Here is a 20546-nt window from a genome sequence, read left to right as displayed (position 1 = left end):
ATCAGCTAAGCAACTCCATTATTCTAGTGTACCCATAAATATATCAAAATTCAATTGAGGGGTAATGAAAATGGAAAAGTTGTTAGAAATTGCAAAAAATCCCGAACCATTTGAAGAAGGAACGCAAGAAATTTGGCTTGATCCAGATCTAGCCGATTTTGTTCTGAAAGCTCATTTTGATGAAAATATACCTGGGGGTAGCAGGGAGAGCCGTTTTATTGATGAAACTATTGATTTTATAAATAAAATTGCACCAGTAGAGAAGTATAAAAAAGTTATCGACTTAGGTTGTGGTCCAGGGCTTTATTCTCAGTACTTAGCCATGAAGGGATACAACGTTGTTGGTATTGATTTTAATAAAACATCCATTGAATACGCTATTAATGAAGCGAGAAAAAAGGATTTATCAATTGATTACAGGAATGAAGATATGATGCACATTGAGTTTGAAAATGAGTTTGATTTAGCTTTACTAATTTACCAGATTTATGGTGTATTTAGTCCAGAGAATAGAAAAAAAATACTTAGCAAAGTCCACCGTAGTTTAAAAACCGGGGGATTTGTTCTATTAGATGTGTTATCAGAGACTAGCTATGAAAAATTTCAACAAAATTTGATGTGGGGCCTATCCAGAAAAGATAACCCATTGTCGGATAGGAAGCATTTAACATTATACGCCTCGCTTAAATACCCGGATAACGTTACTTTGGCAAAAAATGTTTTGGTTTTCGGCGATGGTAAGATCATAAATTATAATTATTGGAATCAACATTACACCGTTGAAAGTTTGGAAAAAGAAGTAAATGATGCTGGATTTATTCTCGAAGAAGTATATGCAGATGTCAACGGTGGAGATTATGTACCGGGCAGCGAGTCCTTTGCCGCTGTTTTAAAGAAAAAATAAAGATAAGCAAAAACGGTTTAACAAATAATGAGAACCAGATCAAGTTACAAATTGGACTTCAGCTCCATTAGGATTCGGTGTTAACCATAATAGTTGAATAATTCACCCCTTATGGCTGACACTGAATCCTGAAGCAGTATGTATTACATGGGTATATATAGATTATTGATCACTCCTCATTCCATTCAAGCGAAAAAACCTCCAGACAAAAAGCCTGGAGGTTATTCGTGCATAGGCATTCAGGTTTTGCAGCCAAGTCTGGGATTACATAATGATCAGGGTTACCTTGCCGTTCAGGAAGGAAACGAAATCGTAGCTTGCATAACCCCAGGTTTCAATGGTGCTCCCTTGTACCTTTTGGATATCTTTGGCGATCGGCGCTCCCCACGAAAGGAGAACTTGCTCCTTGGTCATGCCCAGCGCCACGTTTCCTGCTTTGATCTGCTTCCAGGTGGAGGCGGACCATTTATATTTTTTGTACGGATCGTAGTTCAAAAAGTAACTGGAATCGGTCAACGTCTTGATGACTTCGGAGGAACTCATGGAATAGCTTTTGAGCGTTTTTCCCGCAGGCGTTTTGAAGACGATGACGAAGCTTCCGGTATCGGTAGGAAGAACGTCGGCGACGGTCACCTTCGAGAATCGCTCCCAGCCTTCGAAGTCGTTCACCCAGTAGGATTTTCCGATGAATTTGGCCAAGCTGCCCTGCATCGCTTTTTTGATCAGGCCCGCGGTTTCCGTTGAAACGACGGTCATTTTGGCGCTGCCGAAGCTGATGTCCGCCTGTTTCCACTTCGAGTCCCAGCTTACCTTCGCTCCCAGCGTGTCGGCCAACAAGGAAGCGGGGATGTACGTTTCTCCTTTTTCGGTAAACGGAGCGGCTTTAAGCTGGACGTCCTTGCCTCCGAATTGCGCTGCTAAACTGCCGGCTTTGAACGACAGGGAAGCATCCCCGAACGCCACGTTCCATCCGTCGCCCGAAGGGGTTGCGGTTCCGCCCAAGGCTTTGGATACGGTCTTTACCGGAAGGAAGACGGTGCCGTTCACCTGTTTGGCGTATTTCAACGAATCGCGGAGACTGGTGGATACGGTCACGCTCGCGGACACGCCGCCGGAAGTCACCGTCAGTTTCGTTTGGCCCACGCCCGCCGTTTTGAACTTGCCGTCGGCCTGCTGCTTGAGCAGGTACGGCTTGTCCAACTCGAGATTGGCTTCGCTCACCGGGACTTTGATTTTGGCTCCGTTCGTATACGTTTCCTGGATATGGACTTCGACGGCATCGCCGACGAAAGGCTCCTGGTCGGAAAGCGAGACGGAGACCGCCTTGACCGTCGGCACATCGATCGGTTTGATTTCATCATCCTTGCTGAACACCCATGTTCCGTCGCTGCGTTGGGCGTAAATGCCCTCGGAAAGCTTGTCCGCATAGGCGTCCACCGCGGTTTTTACGACATTGCTCAAGCCTTGAACCTGATGCGTAAGTTTCCAGCGGTTGGAGTATTCACCCGTCAACCAAACGGATCCGTCTTTCCGGGTGACGATAAGCACGTCGGTGGGATCGGCAGATACATACGTGATGTGGACCGCATCCTGCGCAACGGTGACCGGGATGATTTTTCCATTGTCGTCAAAATTCGAGCCTTCGTACAGGACGACTTCGCCGCTGTTGAACAGCAGGGCGACGCGGTCGTCGTGCACCGCCATGGACTTGACCGAGGAAGGATCGGCGACGGTACCGAATTTTTTGTAAGTATCCTGCTTGCGCGAATCTTCGAATAATAGGTCCCCGTTCTGGGCCAGCGCCGCGAAATCTTTTTCCCCATAAGCGATTTGCACGATGCCGCTGAGGTTTTTCAGCTTCTTGTTGCCGATCCAAACCGTTCCGTCCGACTTCAGCCAGTAGGAGCCGGATACCTGCTTGACTCCCGCCGCGCCTTCCACCGGATGGGGGGCCAACCCCGTGTCCCATTCCACCAGGCGCCCGTCCTTCGTGATTCCCAGTCCGTCGTATAGATCCCCGGAAATGGTCTCAATGTTTCCTTTGGTATGGAGGACACGCGTTCCTTCAATCTGCATGACGGTCGTCCACATGGAACCGTCGCTCATCAAATACGTGTTTTTTCCCGCGATGTCTTTGATTTGAAGCTGTTCTTCGCCGGCGGCAGAGGCTTCATGGGCACCGAAGGCCGGGCTTAAGCCGAGCGCGAAGGCGCCTAAAGCCATGACCAATAATGACTTTTTCCAGTTCAAGTTCATAACCCCTCTTTTGTGTTCGATTTTGTTTTACAAATCCTTATTCCATTCGACACCATGGGAAATTTATCCTCCAAAGTGGACGCAAAAAAAATACGCCGTTTTACGGCGTATTTTGGCATAACCTCGAGTCTGGTTTGTTCATGACGGCCGGCAGCAACGGCCCGGATGTTTTCGAACCCGTCCCGAAACGACGGGCTGGGGGAGGATGACGCGATAGTCGATGATATTGCCGTAACGGTCGGTTTGGATCTCGCAGCAACTGTTCATCAATTCCCGGACCATGTCCCTGCCGCGTTGGACTCTGGATTTGGCGCCCGAATAAGAAAGGCCGAGGCGCTCGCTAAGCTCCTTTTGGGACACTCCCTTCAGTTCGGATAACTCCACGGCTTCCCGGTATTTATCGGGCAAATAACAAAATACGCCCTTCATGCCGGCAATGGCTTCTTCCGAATAATCCTCGGTCGCTGACAGCTCTGGACCGGGCATATGGTCAGGCAATTCGTCGGTCGGCTTTTCCTTGCGGAAATGGTCCGCGATCGCGTTGCGCGCAATCTGAAACAGCCAAGCCCGGAGTTTGGTTTCGTCCTGAAGCTGCGGCAAATGGCGATAGGCTTTCATAAACACCGTTTGCACAATATCTTCAGCATCCGGATGGCGATTCGTTTTCTGTTTGACGTAGCCGGAAATCGGGCCGTGATATTGTTCCCACAGCAGTTCCGGCGTGATTGATTCTGCCGTGCCGGCCGGGCTTTTGGTTTCCATGCGATTGGTCATATGTTCACCCCTTTATCCATCGGGAAATTTTTTTGTATGAATCGCTTATTTTTTGCGTCTTTTGATTTTGGCCTCCGTCTCCATCAATATAAAACAAATTTTGGAGGGAATAAAGATGAAATATAACTTGCTTGGAAATACGGGCGTGCTGGTTTCGGAGATCGGGCTGGGGGCCATGACATTCGGCGGCGGGGAGCAATGGGGCGTCTTCGGCTCGCTCGGCGAAAAGGAGGCTTCCGTGCTCGTCGGGCAGGCGCTGGAAGCGGGCGTCAATTTTTTTGATACGTCGAATATTTATGCCGGCGGTCGATCCGAAGAGATCCTCGGCAAAGCGCTCGGCAAAAAACGTCAGGACGTGATTATCGCCACCAAGGTGAGGGGACGTACGGGAAGCGGCCCGAACGATATCGGCCTATCCCGCCTTCATATCATGCGCCAAGTGGAGGAGAGCCTGAAACGCCTCGGGACCGATTATATCGACCTGTACCAAATCCACAATCCGGACCAGTTGACCGATTGGGAGGATACGCTGCGGGCCTTGGACGATTTGGTGCGCAGCGGCAAAGTGCGCTACATCGGCGCTTCCAATATGACGGGGTGGGAAACGATGAAAACGCGCGGCATTTCCCGGCAGCTTGGCCTTCATGAATTCAAGAGCAGCCAATTGTACTACTCGCTGGCCGGCCGGGAGATCGAAAGGGAAATCATTCCCGTCCTGAAGGATCAGAACATGGGGCTATTGGTCTGGAGTCCGCTGGCGGGCGGATTCCTGTCGGGCAAATACTCCCGCAGCCGCCAGGGGGGCGGGGACGATCGGCATACCAAAATGATGTTTCCGCCGGTTGACCTGGACAAATCCTATCGCATCATCGACGTGCTGGAGGAAATTGCGAAAGAGCGGGAATCCACCGTTGCCCGGATCGCTTTGGCCTGGGTGCTCCATCAGCCTGCGGTGACCAGCGTCATCGTCGGCGCGAAGCGGCCGGATCAGCTTCAAGACAATCTTGCGGCCAGCGACATCGAGTTGACGCAGGACGAATTGGCCCGCCTCGACGAGGTCAGCAAGCTGCCTGCCGAGTATTTGACTTGGCCGTTTCTGCAGGAGGATGAATCGATTACCCGGAAGCATCCATGAAGAATAAGATTTTTTTCAATGTGACCGTTCCCGTAACTTTTGTTTGAAAATATAGCGCCCGCACCACCCGCCTTTATAAATTCTTTAGAAGCGCCCGTTACGATGAGGGAGTGAAAACCAATCGATAAGGAGGAAAAACAATGAAAACATTCAAGCGATTGACGGGCATGGTCGCAGCGGGGCTGGCCATTGCCGTGGCGCTTTCGCCGGTTGGCGCGTCCGCGGCGGCTGGCCATGGTGCGGGAACGAAGGCGAACATTCGGGAGATCAAATCCCTGACTTCGGAGGACTATAAAGATCTGGCTTTTCTAAAGCCGATATTAAAGGATAAAACCGTCGTCAGCCTGGGCGAGAACTTTCACCGGGTCGCGGAATACAGCAGCATGAAAACGAGGCTGATCAAATATTTGCACGAAGAGCTCGGTTTTGACGTCATTGCCTTCGAGTCGGGGTTAGGCGATTCTTTTATGACCTATGAAAACGCAGGGACGCTTTCGTCCAAAGAAATGATGGAGCGCTCGATTTTTCCGGTCTGGCATTCCAAAGAAACGCTGGCGTTGTTCGATTACATCAAACAGCAGCGCAGCAAGGGCAAACCGCTGTACCTTGCCGGTTACGACATGCAGTTCACGTCCGCCTATTTGACGCAGTGGATCGCGGAGTGGATTGCCGAGGTGGATCCGCAGCGGGGCCGGGATTATTTCCAATTCGAGCTGCAGGCGATGACCGATTATTATAAAGTCATAAACGAATATGGCCTCGATAACGGCAACACCCCAAAGGCCAAGCAGGAAATCCAAAAGGTAAAAGATCAGTACGAACCCCAATACAAGGCATTGATCCAGTTCATCAAAGAGAACAAAAAACAGCTTGCGGCCGCCTATCCGGAAAATCCGCGAATCGTCGACGTCGCCGTCAAAACGCTGGAAGACCGCATCAAGTTCATCGAAATGGGATTGTACGACACGAAAGAAAGCTACGAATTCAGGGACCGGATCATGGCGGACAACGTCGAGTGGTTAACGAAAGTGATGTACCCCGGGAAAAAAGTGATTTTGTGGGCGCATAACGACCATCTTGCGAAAAACACGTCGAAAATGAGCGTCAAAGAGCAGGGGAAATGGATCAACAGCTTTACGAGCATGGGAGAGCTGCTTCACAAAAAGCTGAAGGACAAGGAATACGTCATCGGCCTGTACATGAACAGCGGCAGGGCCAGCACGATTACGACGCAGCAAATTTTCCAGATCAAGCCGATGCCGAAGGGAAGTTTGGAGCAGCTGATGATGGGAAGCGGGTATAAGATCGCCTTCGCCGACCTATCCAAGCACCAAACGCCGAACAAAAACAATGCCTGGATGTTCAAGCCCATCTATGCCGCGGAGGACGGCATGACATCCGAGATCATCGAACCGATGGCGATGAGGTTTGTGCCGAAGGAGCAATACGACGGCATTATCGTCTTCGATAAAGTCAAGGAACCGACGACGAAATATTAATCCGATCGATGCCGGAATCAAGGTGCGAGAAGAATGCTTATGCATCGGACAAACGCCCGAAAAGGGCAGAGCAGGATGCTTCGCCGAGAGGAACAGCAAAAACCAGTCTCCATTCCGAACGGATGGGGGACTGGTTTTTCTGTACGCCCAGCATGGGCGTCATCTCTAGGGTGAAAGTCCCGAACGGGGGCTGGCGAGCGCCTACCGTTAGCCAAGGGCAAGGGTGTCTGCCGCGAGGCAGAATCTGAAGGAAGCCGGAGGCAAAAGCACGGGCCAAGGTACACGAACTGGATTTGAGGCAGGGATAGCCGGATGAGCTGCCCGAACACAGCGAAATCCCAAGCCGCCAAGAGCTATTTCTGTAAACTCCAGTGGTCGCGGGCGGAAAGATGACGTTCTTATCTGGGGAGGCCTGCGGGAGGAAAAAAAATGCGAAGTCACTTCGTAACCGTAACCGAGAGGTTGCGCTGAACCCGCAGGAGTCAGCAGAGGTCATAGTACGTGAGTACGGGACGCCGGAAAGCGGAAGGACCGAACCGAAAGGAGAGAGGAAACCGATGCGTTCGAGTGAGGAGCAAAGAAAGCCGAATATCCCGCAAGGGAGCTGCCGACAAAGAGGAGCGGTGAAGCCGCAAGGGTATGTTGGAGCGCCGAGCTCTTCACCGGCACAAGTCGCCCCTTCCCCTCGCGGAGATCAAAACGACTTGCTGGAGAAGATGCTCGAAGGAAATAACCTTCGGCTCGCCTACAAACGAGTGGTTCAAAACGGGGGAGCTCCTGGTGTGGACGGCGTAACGGTAGCCGAGCTACAAGCTTACCTGAAAACCCACTGGGAAACGGTGAAAGCCGAACTTCTGGCGGGAACCTACCGGCCGGCGCCAGTCAAACGGGTGGAAATCCCCAAACCCGGAGGCGGCGTACGGCTGCTGGGCATCCCGACCGTGATGGACCGTTTCCTCCAGCAAGCGCTTCTGCAAGTGATGAATCCGATATTCGACGCAGACTTCTCGTGGTACAGCTACGGCTTCAGACCCGGAAAGCGGGCGCATGACGCGGTGAAGCAAGCGCAGCGGTACATCCAAAGCGGCCGAAGATGGGTCGTAGATCTGGACCTGGAGAAGTTCTTTGACCAAGTGAATCACGACATGCTCATGGCAAGGGTGGCGCGGAAGGTGAAGGACAAGCGAGTACTGAAGCTGATCCGAGCCTACCTGAGTGCCGGAGCGATGGAAAACGGAGTTTGCCAAAAGACAGAGGAAGGAACCCCCCAAGGCGGTCCGCTGAGCCCGCTGCTGGCAAACATTCTGCTGGATGATCTGGATAAAGAACTCACCAAGCGAGGCTTGTGTTTCGTCCGCTATGCGGACGACTGCAATATCTTTGTCGCAAGCAAACGGGCAGGTGAACGTGTCATGAGATCGATAACTCACTATGTAGAAGGAAAGTTGAAACTGAAGGTGAATCGGGACAAAAGTGCCGTAGACAGGCCGTGGAATCGGAGATTTCTTGGTTTTAGCTTTCTGAGGAATAGACAGGCGACGATTCGTCTGTCCCCTAAGACGATCTCCCGATTGAAGGAGAAAGTCCGGGAGCTAACGAATCGTTCCCGGTCCATATCGATGGAAGAGCGAATTTTAAAATTGAACCGCTACCTCATGGGATGGATTGGATACTTCCGGATAGCTTCTGCCAAGGGCCACTGCGAGAGATTCGACAAATGGATTCGAAGAAGACTGCGCATGTGCTTATGGAAACAATGGAAGCGAGTGCGTACACGTATTCGAGAACTCCGCGCCCTGGGCGTGCCAGAATGGGCCGCTTTTATGATGGCCAACTCCCGCAAAGGAGCTTGGGAAATGTCCCGAAACATAAATAACGCCCTTCCGACAACCTATTGGGAAGCGAAAGGGCTGAAAAGTTTGCTTTCTCGTTACTTGGAACTTCGTTAACCTTTTGGAACCGCCGTATGCGGACCCGCATGTACGGTGGTGTGAGAGGACGGGGGTTTGCCGCCCCCTTCTACTCGATTTCCATAAATTTTTCCAAACTTTTAGCGATACGGCTATTGCATGAGTGTGCTTCACCCTGTATACTGTGTATAAAGATATATACAGTGAGCACAGTAAACGTGGCATATGCACACCTGAGAAAATGGAACAATTTTAACCTGACGGATAAGTCTTGACGGGAGCGGGGGAGAGCCGTTTTGGAAAACGCGAGAAAAGCTTGGTTCATCATGCAAAAGGACCTGAGATGCGAGAAAAGATATCTGGTTTGGACCGTTGTTTATGCGGTATATATGGCGGTGATGATCGGGATGGCCGTTCGGGGGCAGATGGAAGCGCCGGAATACGTAAGCCCGGTCACCGACGGGATGTTTTTGCTGCTCATTCCGATGCTGGGTTTTTATTTCAGCCGAAGATCCTTCAAATATTTGAGCGAGGATTCGTATACGCAAATGCTGGCGTATTTCCGGGCGCTGCCGATATCGGATCATGTCATTATCAGCTATCGCCTGCTGCAGATGTTTATCGCTTTTAGCATCAATGGCATCGTATTTTTCGGGATCATGTTCTGGACCGCCGAACCGATGCGAAGCGGCATGTCGTTGGCCGGTTATGCGGCTTTTGCGCTGACATGGATCGGTTATGGGCTGGCGATTTCGGGACCTTATATGTATTTTGAATTAGCCAACCACGGCAAAGCGTATTTCAGATCGACGCTGATCCTGTTTGGTGGAGCGATTGCGGCGACGGTCGTCATTAAAATATGCGGCGGGAACATGCTGCTATATTCGATCGAGGCGGGGGCCCGGTGGAAGCTGCTTTCCCCTCTGATGTGGGGCATGCTTGCGGCAGCGGCCGCGAGTTTGACGGTGTTTACGAGGTTAACCCGGCTTAAACTGAGAAGCAGAGACTTGGTGTAACCCGACCGGAATAAGGATTGGATTAAAGGCTGACCTCTGGCAGAATAGCCGAAAGCGGCGTACTGACCGGGAAAGCAAGAGGTGAGGTGCGAAAGGTGTGGATTCCAATACAACTGAATGAAAATAGCGCTGAACCGCTTTATCATCAGATCGAATCCCAGTTAAGGTCGCTGATCATCAGCGGGCAAATCAAGGAGGGGACTCTATTGCCGTCCATCAGGGAATTTGCTGGAGGTTTGAACTGCAGCGTCATTACCGTCCGCCGGGTGTATCAGGACCTGGAAAGCGAAGGGCTGCTGCGAACGAAGCAGGGCACCGGAACGTTTGTCGCCAAGGTCGGCGATACGGAACGGGAGACCTTCCGGCGCGAAGCGGTAGAGGAAGCGCTGCGTTCGGCGGTGGATGTCGGCATGTCCGTGAAATACGAAGAGGAAGAGCTGAAGCGGCTGTTTCTGGCCATTTTGCATAAAAAATATCATCCGGAGGAGAAGGAAGGTGAGTCGTAATGGAGCAAACGGCCATCGAAATGAAGGGCGTCGAGAAAAAAATGCGGCAAAAGCTGATCGGCCCCATCAACCTGAAACTGCCTAAAGGATACGTCATCGGATTGATCGGGGAAAACGGTTCGGGCAAAAGCACGCTCATCCATATGATTTTGAAAATCGTCTTTCCCGACCGGGGCGACATTGCCTGGTTCGGCGAAAGTTATCCCCACGAGATTCCGCAGCAGGTGCGGCGCCAAATCGGGTTCGTGTCGGAAAAGTCCAGCGTCGAAGAGGACAATTTGACCGCGGAGGAAGCGGCCGAGTTCCGGGCGGAATGGTATCCGGAGTGGGACCAGGCGTATTTTGAGGAGCTGCTCGGAAAATTCAAGGTCCCCAGAAACATCAAGTTGAAAAAAATGTCCAAGGGAGAGCGGCGCAAATACGAAATTTCCGCCGCGCTGGCGCATCGGCCAAAGCTGCTGCTGCTCGACGAACCTTCCTCGGGGCTCGATCCGTTCGCTTGGAAGCTGATGATCGACGAGCTTCGCGAGTACATGGAATCCGGGGAGGCAACCATTTTGCTTTCGACCCATATCGTCGAGGAAGTGAAAAGGCTGGCCGATTACGTCGTGCTCCTGCATCACGGCAAGCTCCACGGCATGGCGGAAAAGGACGGCCTGATGGACAATTGGAAAGAGCTTTGGATCAGCGGCGGCATGGACCTGGCCGAGGATTTGCCCGGCATCATTCAGGTTCAGCAGGAATTCCATGGCGTGGTGCGCATGATTACGACGGAGTGTTTGCAAGCGGAACGGATTTTGCACGACTCGGGCATTTCGGTGTTAAAGACGAGGACGCTTGAGTTGGATGAAATATTAAGCCTGTGGCTAAAAGGCCATCTGCCTGCAGGAATGCAGTCAGGGAAAGGAGATTAAACGCATGGTATCGTTGCAATTGGATCACGTGTTTAAGCAGTATGGGGAGAAAACGGCGGTGAACAACATATCGCTCCAGGTAGAGCAGGGCGAAATCTACGGCCTTTTGGGCGCAAACGGCGCCGGCAAAACGACGACGATGCGGATGGTGCTGGGGCTCATTTATCCGGACGGGGGCGAAATCCGTTACCACGGCAAGCCCTACAGCAATGAACTGACGCGGGTGATGGGATATCTGCCCGAGGAACGGGGCTTGTATCCGAAGATCAAGGTCAGCGAGCAGATCGTTTATCTGGCGCGGCTGCGCGGGATGTCCAAACAGGACGCGGACAAAAGCCTGCGTTATTGGCTCGACCGGTTCGAAGTGCCGGAGTATTACGATAAGCGGATCGAGGAGCTGTCCAAGGGCAATCAGCAAAAAATGGGTTTTATCGCCGCCGTCGTGCACAGACCGCAAATTTTGATTTTGGATGAAGCCTTCAGCGGCCTGGATCCGGTCAACGTGGAACTGCTCAAGGCGACGGTCAAAGAGCTCCGGGACAACGGAACAAGCATTTTGTTCTCCACGCACCGGATGGAACATGTCGAGGAGCTGTGCCGCCGCATCACGATTCTTCATCGCTCTAATACGGTAGTGCAGGGGGATATCAAGGAAATCAAAAGCCGTTACCCGCGGGAAGAGGTCGTGCTGCATACCGTGGGAGTGGTGGAACGGCTGGAATCCATCCCGGGCGTCAAATCGGTGGAACGCAACGAGCGGGGTTACCAGATCAAGATCGGCACGCCGGATACGGCTCAGCTGATTTTGCAGCATGCGATGGCGCAAACGGCCGTTGAACGCTTCGAAATCAAGGAGCCGACGTTGAACCAAATCTTCATTCAAGAGGTGGGTGAATCCAATGAGTAATAATCTGGGGACGATTATCGGTTTTACGTTCAAAAATAAAGTCAAAACGAAATCATTTCTTATTACGACGCTGGTGCTGGCCATTCTGATCACGATCGGGATGAACGTGCCGTATTTCATCAAACAATTCAGCGGCGGGGACGACGGCCCGGATCGAATCGGTCTTTTGACCGGCAGCGGGCAGGCCGTGGCGTCCGAACTGGAAAAGTATGCGGCGGCTTCGGGTAACAAGGATTATACGTTTGTGAAATATGAAGGAAATGCCGAAGAGCCGTTGAAGCAGGACGTGAAGGACGGCAAGCTTGAAGGGTATTTGAAGTTCGAGGAGGATCCGGCCGATTCGTCTTTTCCGAAAGTCGTCTATGCCGGCGAAGGCGGAATGGGGCAAGGGCTGAGCACGTATCTGCAAGGAGCGCTGCAAAACGTCAAAACGGCGATGATCGCCAAGGATGCCTTGACCGCGGAGCAAATCGCGGCCCTGAATAAACCGGTAAGCCTGGATTCGCTTGACTTATCCGAAGAGGCGAAGGCCAATGCCGGAGGGGACACGGAAAAGGAAAGAAACCAGAAAATCATGAATTACGTCACGGTCTATTTTCTCATGATTTTGTTCTTCAGCTCCAATATGATGACGGGCAACATGATCGCCGCGGAAGTCACCGCCGAAAAAAGCTCGCGCATTATGGAAATTCTCATTACGAGCGTGAAACCTCTGAACCAAATGTTCGGCAAAATCATCGGGATTTTCCTCGTAGGGCTTGTTCAAATCGCCGTGTTTGGCGTGGTGGTGGTAGCGAACCTCATGCTGCCGAACAACGTGGGCATGCTTCAGGAGTTCCACCTGAGCCTGACGGATCTCAATATTTCCGTGCTAGTGTACGGTCTGGCGTTCTACATTGTCGGCTACTTCCTGTTTGCGGTGCTGTATGCCGCCGTCGGTTCCATCGTCAGCCGCACCGAAGAGCTGGGGCAGGCGGTCATGCCGATTACGATGCTTGGGCTTGCCGCGTTCTACATCGGCATTTTCAGCATCAGCTCGCCGGGAACGATGCTGATCAAAGTCACGAGTTTCATCCCGTTCACGGCTCCTACCGCGATGCTGGTGCGGATCGGAATGGGCACCGTGCCGACTTGGCAAATTTTGATATCCCTGGCGCTGCTCGTCGTGTCGATCATCGTGTTCGGCTGGTTGTCGGCCAAGATCTACCGCACCGGCGTCCTGATGTACGGCAAACGTCCGTCGTTCAAAGAGCTTCGCAAAGCCATGAAGGCTTACAAGATTTGAATCTCATCCAAATACTCATTTAATTTTAAGGAGAATCCAACATGAAACATTGGAAACGAATGCTCTTATCCATCACGATCTCGGCGGGACTCATGGCCACGGCCGCGCCTGCCATGGCCGCTCCGCAGCAGCCGGCAGTCAAAGTGAATAACCACGCCGTTCAATATGCCGGAGGCGCGCCGATCATCGAGCAGGGTACCACGTATGTTCCGCTGAAATCGACGCTCCAGGCGATGGATGCCACGCTGACGGGCGCTGCGAATGATACGATTCACGCCGTCGTGAACGGCAAAACGATTACGCTGAAAGGCAAGCTCAAACGGATCAACGGCGTGACGTATGCACCTATTCGGGTGGTTGGCGACGCAGCGGGCTACGAAGTTCGCTGGGATGCCAAAACGCGCACGGTGCTGCTCATTTCCAAGGGAACCGAAACCGCCAAGACCGGCGGCAAGGGCTTCATGTGGGAAGTGGAGAACAACGGGAACACGGTGTATTTGGTAGGCTCGATCCATATTGCGGATAACAGCTTTTACCCGCTGCGTCCGGAGTTTGAAGAAGCGTTTGCCGAGGCCGACTATCTCGGCGTCGAGATCGATCTGAGCAAAGCGGCCGACGAAGCGCAGCAGAAGATGGTCATGGATATGGGCATGTATCAGGACGGAACGACGCTGAAGGATCATATTTCCGGCGAGACCTACGCCAAGCTTGGCAAAATCCTGCAGCAAAGCGGCATGAAGCCGGACGCCTTGGATGCCTTCAAACCGTGGGTCGTCGAAACGACGATCAGCAGCCTGAAATCGGTGAAGGCCGGATACGAAGCGGCTGCAGGGATCGACCTGTATTTCATCCAAAAAGCGATCGAACGCAAAATCCCGGTGGTCGAGCTGGAATCCTACGAATCCCAATTGAGCATGTTCAATGGCTTCTCCAAGGAATTGCAGGAGAAAAACCTGAACAACGCGCTGGACAATTTCGACGTGCTGGATGACGGCGTAGACAAGATGGCCCAGATGTGGAAAACGGGCAATGACGAGCAGCTGCTCGAACTGACCAACAGCATGGCTGCCGAGCCGGAATACAACAAAGCGATGCTGATCGACCGCAACGAGAAAATGGCCGAAAAAATCGACGGATACTTGAAAAACGGCAAAAAAGAAGAGTATTTCATCGTGGTTGGGGCGGCTCATTATTTGGGCGAGCACGGCATCATCAAGCTGCTGCAGGACAAAGGATACGCTGTCGTTCGGAAGTAAACCGCCCCGCAAAAGTTGAGGCCCAAACACCAGGTTTGAAGAAAATGTAGTAAGATGCTTGAACAATTTGCTGCCTAACGGCGGGTTTCGCTTAGATTCATCCTTTGCGCGCCGTGGGTTCCACAGCCTTTTGTCCCCCGAGCCTTTGCCGTTACTGCGGCAAAGGCTCTTTTTAGAAGGGGAGTATGAATCCATCGTGATCCGTTTCGCCTCGCTTTATTTCCCATCCATTCCAATGATCATCCATTTACTCCTGCATAGTCGATGTATGAAGAATAAACGGTTGTGGCTTAGACCATAATGGAATTACAGGGACGCATGCCTAAACGACGCAAATGTTGCCTTGGACAGGGGGCCGACATGTGGAAAATGGTGCTTTTCTACCTTCCGGACTGGAAGGTTTTTATGCAGGGATTCATTGCATTTGTGGTTCCGTATGTCCTCTCAAGGTTCTTTAAATGGATTCATCACTCCAAGGAAGACGAAGGAAAATAACATGGCAGGTATCTACGATGAAACAACATGAGAATAAAGAAAACAACACATGGAATGCTGCCCAAGCCTCATTAGAGCCATTTACGGGGAATTTTGCCTTAGATCTTGAACGGGTGAGAAAAGAAATCGGCCATAATTCGGATGTGCACTTTAGGGAGTTTCAGATCGGAGGCACAGGCATTTGTGCGGCCATCATTTTTGTGGATGGACTGTCGGATAAAGAACTTATCGACAAACACATTATGAAATCGCTGATGATGAGTTTCTCGGAAAACCATCATCAGGAGCCATCTATTGTGCAAGGAGCCGTTTCTAAAGAGTATATTAAAAATCAAGTTCTTACCATTGGTGAAGTAACGGAAGCACGTCATGCAAAAGAGTTGGCGTCCAAGATATTGACGGGTTCGACCGCCCTGTTAATGGACGGCGTGCAGAATGCGCTCATTCTCGGTACAACCAAAGGGAAGTCGCGCAATATGGAAGAACCGTCATCGGAGCCGTTGGTTCGAGGCCCGCGGTTAGGTTTCACGGAATCGTTAAGAGATAATACCGCCCTTTTACGACAGCAAGGCGGCAACAGCAACTTATCCATCCTCAAGTTTCAAGTAGGAGAGCGTTCAAAAAAAGAACTCGTCATCGCCTATATCAAAGATCTGGCTGATCCTGCTTTGGTGGAAGAGGTCCGGGAAAGAATCAAAAAAATCAATATCGATGATGTGCCGGAATCAGGCTATGTAGAGCAGCTGATCGAGGACAATTACCTCAGTCCTTTTCCGCAGGTACAGAATACGGAGCGCCCCGACCGCGTATACAGTGCCTTGATGGAAGGACGAGTTGCCATCTTGTTGGACGGGACGCCTTTCGCTTTGATAGTTCCGGTTTCATTAAGTATGATGCTGCACTCACCGGAAGACTATTATGATCGTTGGATACCGAGTTTTCTTATCCGCTTATTACGTTATTTTGCAGCTATTATCTCGCTTTTTGGACCCTCTTTGTATATTTCGTTCGTCTCGTTTCACCAAGGGTTGATCCCTACCAAACTGGCCTTATCCATCATGGGCACGAGGGAAGGGGTACCGTTTCCCGCCATCATCGAAGCGCTGATCATGGAAGTTTCGATCGAAATCCTGCGGGAGGGCGGTCTGCGATTGCCTAGACCTATTGGTCCGGCCATGGGGATCGTTGGCGGATTAGTCATCGGGGAAGCAGCCGTGCAAGCGGGAATCATCAGTCCTATTATGGTGATCGTGGTGGCGCTGACGGCCATTTCTTCCTTTGCCGTCCCTCAATACAGCGCCGGAATTTCGTTTCGCATGCTTCGGTTTGTAGCCATGTTTTTCGCGGCGGTGTATGGATTGTACGGGGTGGTTCTGTTTTTCCTTTTCCTTTGCAGCCATTTAGTGAGGCTGAAGAGTTTTGGCGTTCCCTTTATCACGCCGGTCGTTCCTTATCGAGTAAGTGATTGGAAAGACTTGATGATTCGAATGCCGCTTGTGAAGATGAGACGCTTTCGGAAGGCGATACAAAAGAAAGATTCCATGCGTAAAGGATAGCTCTTTTATGAAAGGAAATAAAACCAGCATGAGAAGTCCAAAAGGTCAAATTACGAATTCGCAAGCGGCGGTTATCCTCGTCAATTACATTCTTGCAGCCGGGATCCTCACCCTCCCCCGAACATCCGTGGAGAAGGTGAAAACACCCGATGTGTGGATCACCGTTATTTTGGGCGGGATCATCGCCATGATCATAGGGCTGATCATCGTGAAATTAAACCAGCGATACCCCGAAAAAACCTTCTATCAATACAGCCAGGAAATTGTGGGGAAATGGATCGGCGGGTTCCTCAGTTTGCTTATTATAGGTTACTTTTTTACTCTTTCTGCATATGAAGTCAGAACGATGGCAGAAGTAACCGGGCTTTTTTTGCTGGAAGGCACCCCCACCTGGGCCATCATCCTTCCTTTTATATGGATAGGTCTTTATCTGATCACAGGCGGAATCAACGCGATCGCCCGTTTGTTTGAAATTATATTCCCTATTACGATCATCATTTTTTTACTGGTTGCCTTTTTGAGTTTAGGCATATTTGAAATAGATAATCTCCGTCCCGTATTGGGATTGGGAGTTGTCCCTACGCTCAAGGGAATCAAGACAACTACGCTCGCTTTTTTTAGGCTCTGAAATTATGCTGCTCCTTGTTGCGTTTATGAAACAGCCGGACAAAGCCGCCAAAGTCGTTTTGGTTGGCGTATTCATCCCTTTGCTTTTTTACGTCATCACCGTTGTCATGGTCATCGGAGCCCTGTCAATCGATGGAGTGGTCATGAGTACGTGGCCTACGCTGGAGCTGATGCGAAGTTTTGAGATCCCCGGTTTGATCTTTGAACGGTTTGAATCTTGGCTGCTTGTCATATGGATTATGCAAATATTCACGACCTTTACGATTACCTACTATGCGGCTGCTTTAGGGATGGCCCAACTCTTCAAAAAAAGGATTCGCCCGTTTGTTTATGGCTTGGTTCCGATTATTTATCTCATTGCCATGGTTCCAAAAGATATCAATGACCTGTTTAAATTCGGGGATATGGTTGGCAATGCCGCGTTATTATTATTTGCCGTACTGCCAGTCATTTTGCTTCTGGTATCGAGCGTGAGAGGTGGAAAAGCTTGAAGCGCGTTACGGTACGAAACCTTTTGATTTCGCTGTTGGTTCTTTCCCTCTTATCTCTTACAGGATGCTGGAGCAGTAAAGAAATTGAAGATTTGGGCCTGGTTGTAGGCACTTCTTTGGATCTGGACACACAGGAGGAGTCCCGGGAAGAATCTGCGGGACAAGCAGGCGGGCCTCCCCGCCGGGATCGAATTACGATAACCAATCAGTTTGTCACCGCAGAGACGACAGGCAAAGGCACCAAAAACGCTTCTTCACAACCCAAGGCTTATAACAACGTTTCCGAAACCGGAGATGCGATCCTCCCGACCTTGCGCAATATGATATTAAGAATCGAAAAGCGCGCCTTTGCCGAGCATTCAAAAGTGATTATTATTGGCGGGGATCTTGCACGTGCCTTGGATCTGCAAAAGATCTTGGATTTTTTTATTAGGGAACAGGAAATGAGACCAAGCTGCCTCCTTCTCAGCGCTCAGAACCGGGCGAGCCAAACGCTGGATTCGAAAAAGCCGATGGAGGTTCCGGCGTTTAAACTGGTTGAAATGACACATGGCCACGGCAGAACCACCAAGATTTTACCACCGGCTACGCTGACCAAGATCGAGGGGAAGCTGCATTCCGGGACCAGCTTTCTTTTGCAAAATGTCGTCTCGTCGGCGAATGGGGACATAAAATTTGAAGGAGCCGCCGTCATTGAAGGGAAAACCAGAAAACTGCGCGGTTTTTTGAATGAAAAGGAATTGGAAGGCTTAACGTGGATAACCGGGGAGGGGAAGGGCGGTTTGGTTAAAAGCGTGGACAAAAAGACAGGTGAGCCCATAATATACGAGGTGTTGTCCATGAAAAGCAAAATTAAGCCCCGCGTTGATGGAAACACCATCTCTTTTAAAATAGAAATCGAGTCTGAAGGAAGAATTGCCGAGCATTGGGTGGTTTCGGAGAAAACCATCGAAACGGACTTTTTGAAAAGAGCGGAAAAAGCGGCCGAAGAAGAGGTGGAGCGTTTAGTAGAGCATGTATTGGATAAAATTCAGCATGAATACAAAACGGACGTTGCCGGCTTCGGAAACAAATTGAGAATTGCGTATCCTCATGTATGGAAGGCAGTCAAAAAAGATTGGGACCAAACCTTTAGCGAGGTTCCGATCCGGTATGAGGTCAACCTAACGATCAAAGATTATGGGACGGCCGATGAATAAGTTGGGTGCTGAAACTGGTGAAGGCCGGGGACGAAGCGGCTGGGAGGATCAGCCTGTATTTCATCCACAAAGCGATCGAACACAAAACCGGTCCTGCGTTATTGCAAAATCCAGATCGGAATTGCACAAACAAAACAGATTAGGCTAAAAAAAGTACCAAAGCCCCGGGCATTCCTGCCCGGGGCTTCTTTGCGGTACATGGATACGTCGTGCGGCTATGGCATGGTAACGCCCGGAAGGCGGCCGGCAACCTCCTCGATGGAGGGACCGGGATTTCCCTTGACGTAACGATCGAAAAATGCAACGGTGAGCGCGTTGATCGAAGCTTGCATCTGCCTCGGTTCGGCTCCTTTCGGGTGAAGCAGCGGCGAGAACAGATAAAAATCGGTAAAGCTCATATGGTTCGCGTGGGCAAAAGTGACCGAATACGCCTCGCTCGAGGCAGCGGCCCGTTGGCGTCGTTTCGCGGACTCGTCCCAAAATTGTTCGTAATCCTCCCGGCTGCGGCCGGATTGTTGGATCGCCTGATCCAGCGATTTGTCGAAGACGTCCCGGCTGATGCTCAGTTCCGCGTTCATTTGCAGATAGGGTTTGCCGAAGCCGCCTTCCGGCACGGGCTTGCCGTAAAGCGTACCGTCCATGTTCAGGGCTGCTTTGACCCGTCCATCCGCCAGCAGCATTTGCGCTGCTGTGGCGCCGCCGAAGGAATGGCCGAACATGCCGACCTTGTTTAGATCGAGCCTGCCGGAAAACATCCCTTTTTGGCTCGGATCGTTCAAACGCTGCAATTGATCCAACACGAATTTGGCGTCCTGGACCCATAATCTGCTTTTTTCCTCATAAGCATCGAAGCCGGAAGCATGTTCAAGCTTGAGCATGGCCGTATGGTCCGGAAAAACGACGGCGGCCGCATCGTAGGCATGGTCGATGCCGACCACGACATATCCGCGGCTGGCGAGCTCCGCCACCTGGAACGTGTTTTGGTTCCGGAAGCCGGTTAATCCGTGGGAAAACAGCAGCACCGGGTAACGTTCCTGTTCCCTGGATGGTTCCGCATTTTGCATCGCATCGGTATGCACGTATTTAAGCTGGCCCAGCAGGAACGGGGGAAGGGTGATCGCCTGGCGCAAGCCGTCCAATATTTCCGGCAGGTGCTCGATGTAGGGGGCCGGCCCCGTTCCGGTACCGGCTTGGGCCGGATACCAGATTTGAATCATGAGCTTACGGCGATCGGCAGGGTCCGCGGTGGCCGGTTCTTCCCTGCTTGGATCTTCAAGCATCATCGTCGTGGTTCCCACCGGGTACGGCCCTTGGGGTTTGACGAAACTGAAGACGGGCAGAAGGGTCGGCAGCGCGACCGACACTCCCGCATATACGAGAAACAGGAACGCCACGATTCCGCGGCGGAGTCCTTTTGCTGCGGCACGCGGTTTTTCCGGCAGCGTATCTGTCCGGGCCTCCGCTTTTCGCGACGGATGCCGGCGGCGCAGGGCCAAGCCCCCGGTGACAAGACTGGCTGCATAGACCGGAAGCATCTGCCAGCGATATCCTTCGGCGATGATTTGAACCAAGCTAAGAACTGCCGTTACGGCGGTGGCCCAGGCATACCCATAAAACGAGCGTCCCCGTTTCCTTGTAACCAGAACACTGCCGAGAATCAGCGTAAAGTTTGCGATGAATAAGGCAATTTCCCCAATTCGCATGTTTTTCCTCCTGTCTTGGATGTATGCCATCAGCGTATCAATCGAAACTGTAACCCATCTGTAGCCAACCTTACATTATCCTTACAATTGACATTCGTTGCGCATGGGACGAT

General features: G+C 51.3%; 15 protein-coding genes and 1 pseudogene. 13 read left to right on the top strand and 3 right to left on the bottom strand.

What is annotated here, in order from left to right:
- The first annotated feature begins 70 nt into the window (after positions 1-70).
- Entirely contained in the window at positions 71-904 is an 834-nt protein-coding gene (locus NYE48_RS24435; RefSeq protein WP_341000248.1) for a class I SAM-dependent methyltransferase, read from the top strand.
- A 264-nt stretch (positions 905-1168) separates the two neighbouring features.
- On the opposite strand, the gene NYE48_RS24430 is transcribed toward NYE48_RS24435, so the two are convergent.
- Both NYE48_RS24430 and sigZ read right to left on the bottom strand, forming a co-directional pair.
- The gene (locus NYE48_RS24430) at positions 1169-3154 is read right to left on the bottom strand and encodes a copper amine oxidase N-terminal domain-containing protein (RefSeq protein ID WP_341000247.1); all 1986 of its coding nucleotides are present in this window, start codon (positions 3152-3154) and stop codon (positions 1169-1171) included.
- Between the two features lie 144 nt (positions 3155-3298).
- Positions 3299-3934 (bottom strand): RNA polymerase sigma factor SigZ, encoded by a 636-nt coding sequence (gene sigZ, locus NYE48_RS24425; RefSeq protein WP_341000246.1) that lies wholly within the window; start codon positions 3932-3934, stop codon positions 3299-3301.
- A 115-nt stretch (positions 3935-4049) separates the two neighbouring features.
- Between sigZ and NYE48_RS24420 the strand changes: the two genes are divergently transcribed.
- The 12 genes and pseudogenes from NYE48_RS24420 (at position 4050) to NYE48_RS24365 (ending at position 18730) form a co-directional block, all read left to right on the top strand.
- Complete coding sequence (locus NYE48_RS24420; protein ID WP_341000245.1) at positions 4050-5069, top strand: aldo/keto reductase; 1020 nt, start codon at positions 4050-4052, stop codon at positions 5067-5069.
- Between the two features lie 140 nt (positions 5070-5209).
- Positions 5210-6568 carry an erythromycin esterase family protein gene (locus NYE48_RS24415; RefSeq protein WP_341000244.1) on the top strand — a complete coding sequence of 453 codons (1359 nt, stop codon included), beginning with the start codon at positions 5210-5212 and terminating at the stop codon, positions 6566-6568.
- Between the two features lie 557 nt (positions 6569-7125).
- Positions 7126-8517, top strand: coding sequence for a group II intron reverse transcriptase/maturase (ltrA, locus tag NYE48_RS24410; protein ID WP_340996795.1), 1392 nt, complete (start codon positions 7126-7128; stop codon positions 8515-8517).
- Positions 8518-8774: 257 nt separating this feature from the next.
- A complete protein-coding gene (locus NYE48_RS24405) occupies positions 8775-9494 on the top strand; it encodes a hypothetical protein (protein ID WP_341000243.1) in 720 nt (239 codons plus the stop codon).
- A gap of 95 nt (positions 9495-9589) precedes the next feature.
- On the top strand, positions 9590-10000 hold the full coding sequence (locus NYE48_RS24400; RefSeq protein ID WP_036708802.1) for a GntR family transcriptional regulator: 411 nt from the start codon (positions 9590-9592) through the stop codon (positions 9998-10000).
- Positions 10000-10914 (top strand): ABC transporter ATP-binding protein, encoded by a 915-nt coding sequence (locus tag NYE48_RS24395; protein ID WP_341000242.1) that lies wholly within the window; start codon positions 10000-10002, stop codon positions 10912-10914. The genes NYE48_RS24400 and NYE48_RS24395 overlap by 1 nt, the downstream gene beginning before the upstream one ends.
- Before the next feature lie 4 nt (positions 10915-10918).
- On the top strand, positions 10919-11821 hold the full coding sequence (locus NYE48_RS24390; RefSeq protein WP_341000241.1) for an ABC transporter ATP-binding protein: 903 nt from the start codon (positions 10919-10921) through the stop codon (positions 11819-11821).
- The gene (locus NYE48_RS24385) at positions 11814-13106 is read left to right on the top strand and encodes an ABC transporter permease (protein WP_341000240.1); all 1293 of its coding nucleotides are present in this window, start codon (positions 11814-11816) and stop codon (positions 13104-13106) included. The genes NYE48_RS24390 and NYE48_RS24385 overlap by 8 nt, the downstream gene beginning before the upstream one ends.
- Positions 13107-13147: 41 nt before the next feature.
- Entirely contained in the window at positions 13148-14362 is a 1215-nt protein-coding gene (locus NYE48_RS24380) for a TraB/GumN family protein (protein ID WP_341000239.1), read from the top strand.
- A 512-nt stretch (positions 14363-14874) separates the two neighbouring features.
- The gene (locus tag NYE48_RS24375; protein ID WP_341000238.1) at positions 14875-16413 is read left to right on the top strand and encodes a spore germination protein; all 1539 of its coding nucleotides are present in this window, start codon (positions 14875-14877) and stop codon (positions 16411-16413) included.
- A 28-nt stretch (positions 16414-16441) separates the two neighbouring features.
- Positions 16442-17531 (top strand): annotated as a pseudogene (locus tag NYE48_RS24370) (spore germination protein).
- Positions 17528-18730 carry a Ger(x)C family spore germination protein gene (locus NYE48_RS24365; protein ID WP_341000236.1) on the top strand — a complete coding sequence of 401 codons (1203 nt, stop codon included), beginning with the start codon at positions 17528-17530 and terminating at the stop codon, positions 18728-18730. Before NYE48_RS24370 ends, NYE48_RS24365 begins: the two are co-directional and overlap by 4 nt.
- A 215-nt stretch (positions 18731-18945) precedes the next feature.
- On the opposite strand, the gene NYE48_RS24360 is transcribed toward NYE48_RS24365, so the two are convergent.
- Positions 18946-20433 (bottom strand): alpha/beta hydrolase family protein, encoded by a 1488-nt coding sequence (locus NYE48_RS24360; RefSeq protein WP_341000235.1) that lies wholly within the window; start codon positions 20431-20433, stop codon positions 18946-18948.
- Between the last annotated feature and the right edge of the window lie 113 nt (positions 20434-20546).

The sequence above is a fragment of the Paenibacillus sp. FSL M7-1455 genome (assembly GCF_038004655.1).
GTDB classification, from domain to species: Bacteria; Bacillota; Bacilli; order Paenibacillales; family Paenibacillaceae; genus Paenibacillus_AQ; species Paenibacillus_AQ cookii.
This window is presented reverse-complemented; position numbering and strand designations above follow the sequence as displayed.

Excerpts from the sequence above, each read along its gene's own strand:
- NYE48_RS24360 (WP_341000235.1), bottom strand. The coding sequence starts at position 20,433 with ATGCGAATTGGGGAAATTGCCTTATTCATCGCAAACTTTACGCTGATT.
- NYE48_RS24420 (WP_341000245.1), top strand. The coding sequence starts at position 4,050 with ATGAAATATAACTTGCTTGGAAATACGGGCGTGCTGGTTTCGGAGATC.
- NYE48_RS24380 (WP_341000239.1), top strand. The coding sequence starts at position 13,148 with ATGAAACATTGGAAACGAATGCTCTTATCCATCACGATCTCGGCGGGA.
- ltrA (WP_340996795.1), top strand. The coding sequence starts at position 7,126 with ATGCGTTCGAGTGAGGAGCAAAGAAAGCCGAATATCCCGCAAGGGAGC.
- NYE48_RS24415 (WP_341000244.1), top strand. The coding sequence starts at position 5,210 with ATGAAAACATTCAAGCGATTGACGGGCATGGTCGCAGCGGGGCTGGCC.
- NYE48_RS24395 (WP_341000242.1), top strand. The coding sequence starts at position 10,000 with ATGGAGCAAACGGCCATCGAAATGAAGGGCGTCGAGAAAAAAATGCGG.
- NYE48_RS24390 (WP_341000241.1), top strand. The coding sequence starts at position 10,919 with ATGGTATCGTTGCAATTGGATCACGTGTTTAAGCAGTATGGGGAGAAA.
- sigZ (WP_341000246.1), bottom strand. The coding sequence starts at position 3,934 with ATGACCAATCGCATGGAAACCAAAAGCCCGGCCGGCACGGCAGAATCA.
- NYE48_RS24385 (WP_341000240.1), top strand. The coding sequence starts at position 11,814 with ATGAGTAATAATCTGGGGACGATTATCGGTTTTACGTTCAAAAATAAA.
- NYE48_RS24375 (WP_341000238.1), top strand. The coding sequence starts at position 14,875 with ATGAAACAACATGAGAATAAAGAAAACAACACATGGAATGCTGCCCAA.
- NYE48_RS24435 (WP_341000248.1), top strand. The coding sequence starts at position 71 with ATGGAAAAGTTGTTAGAAATTGCAAAAAATCCCGAACCATTTGAAGAA.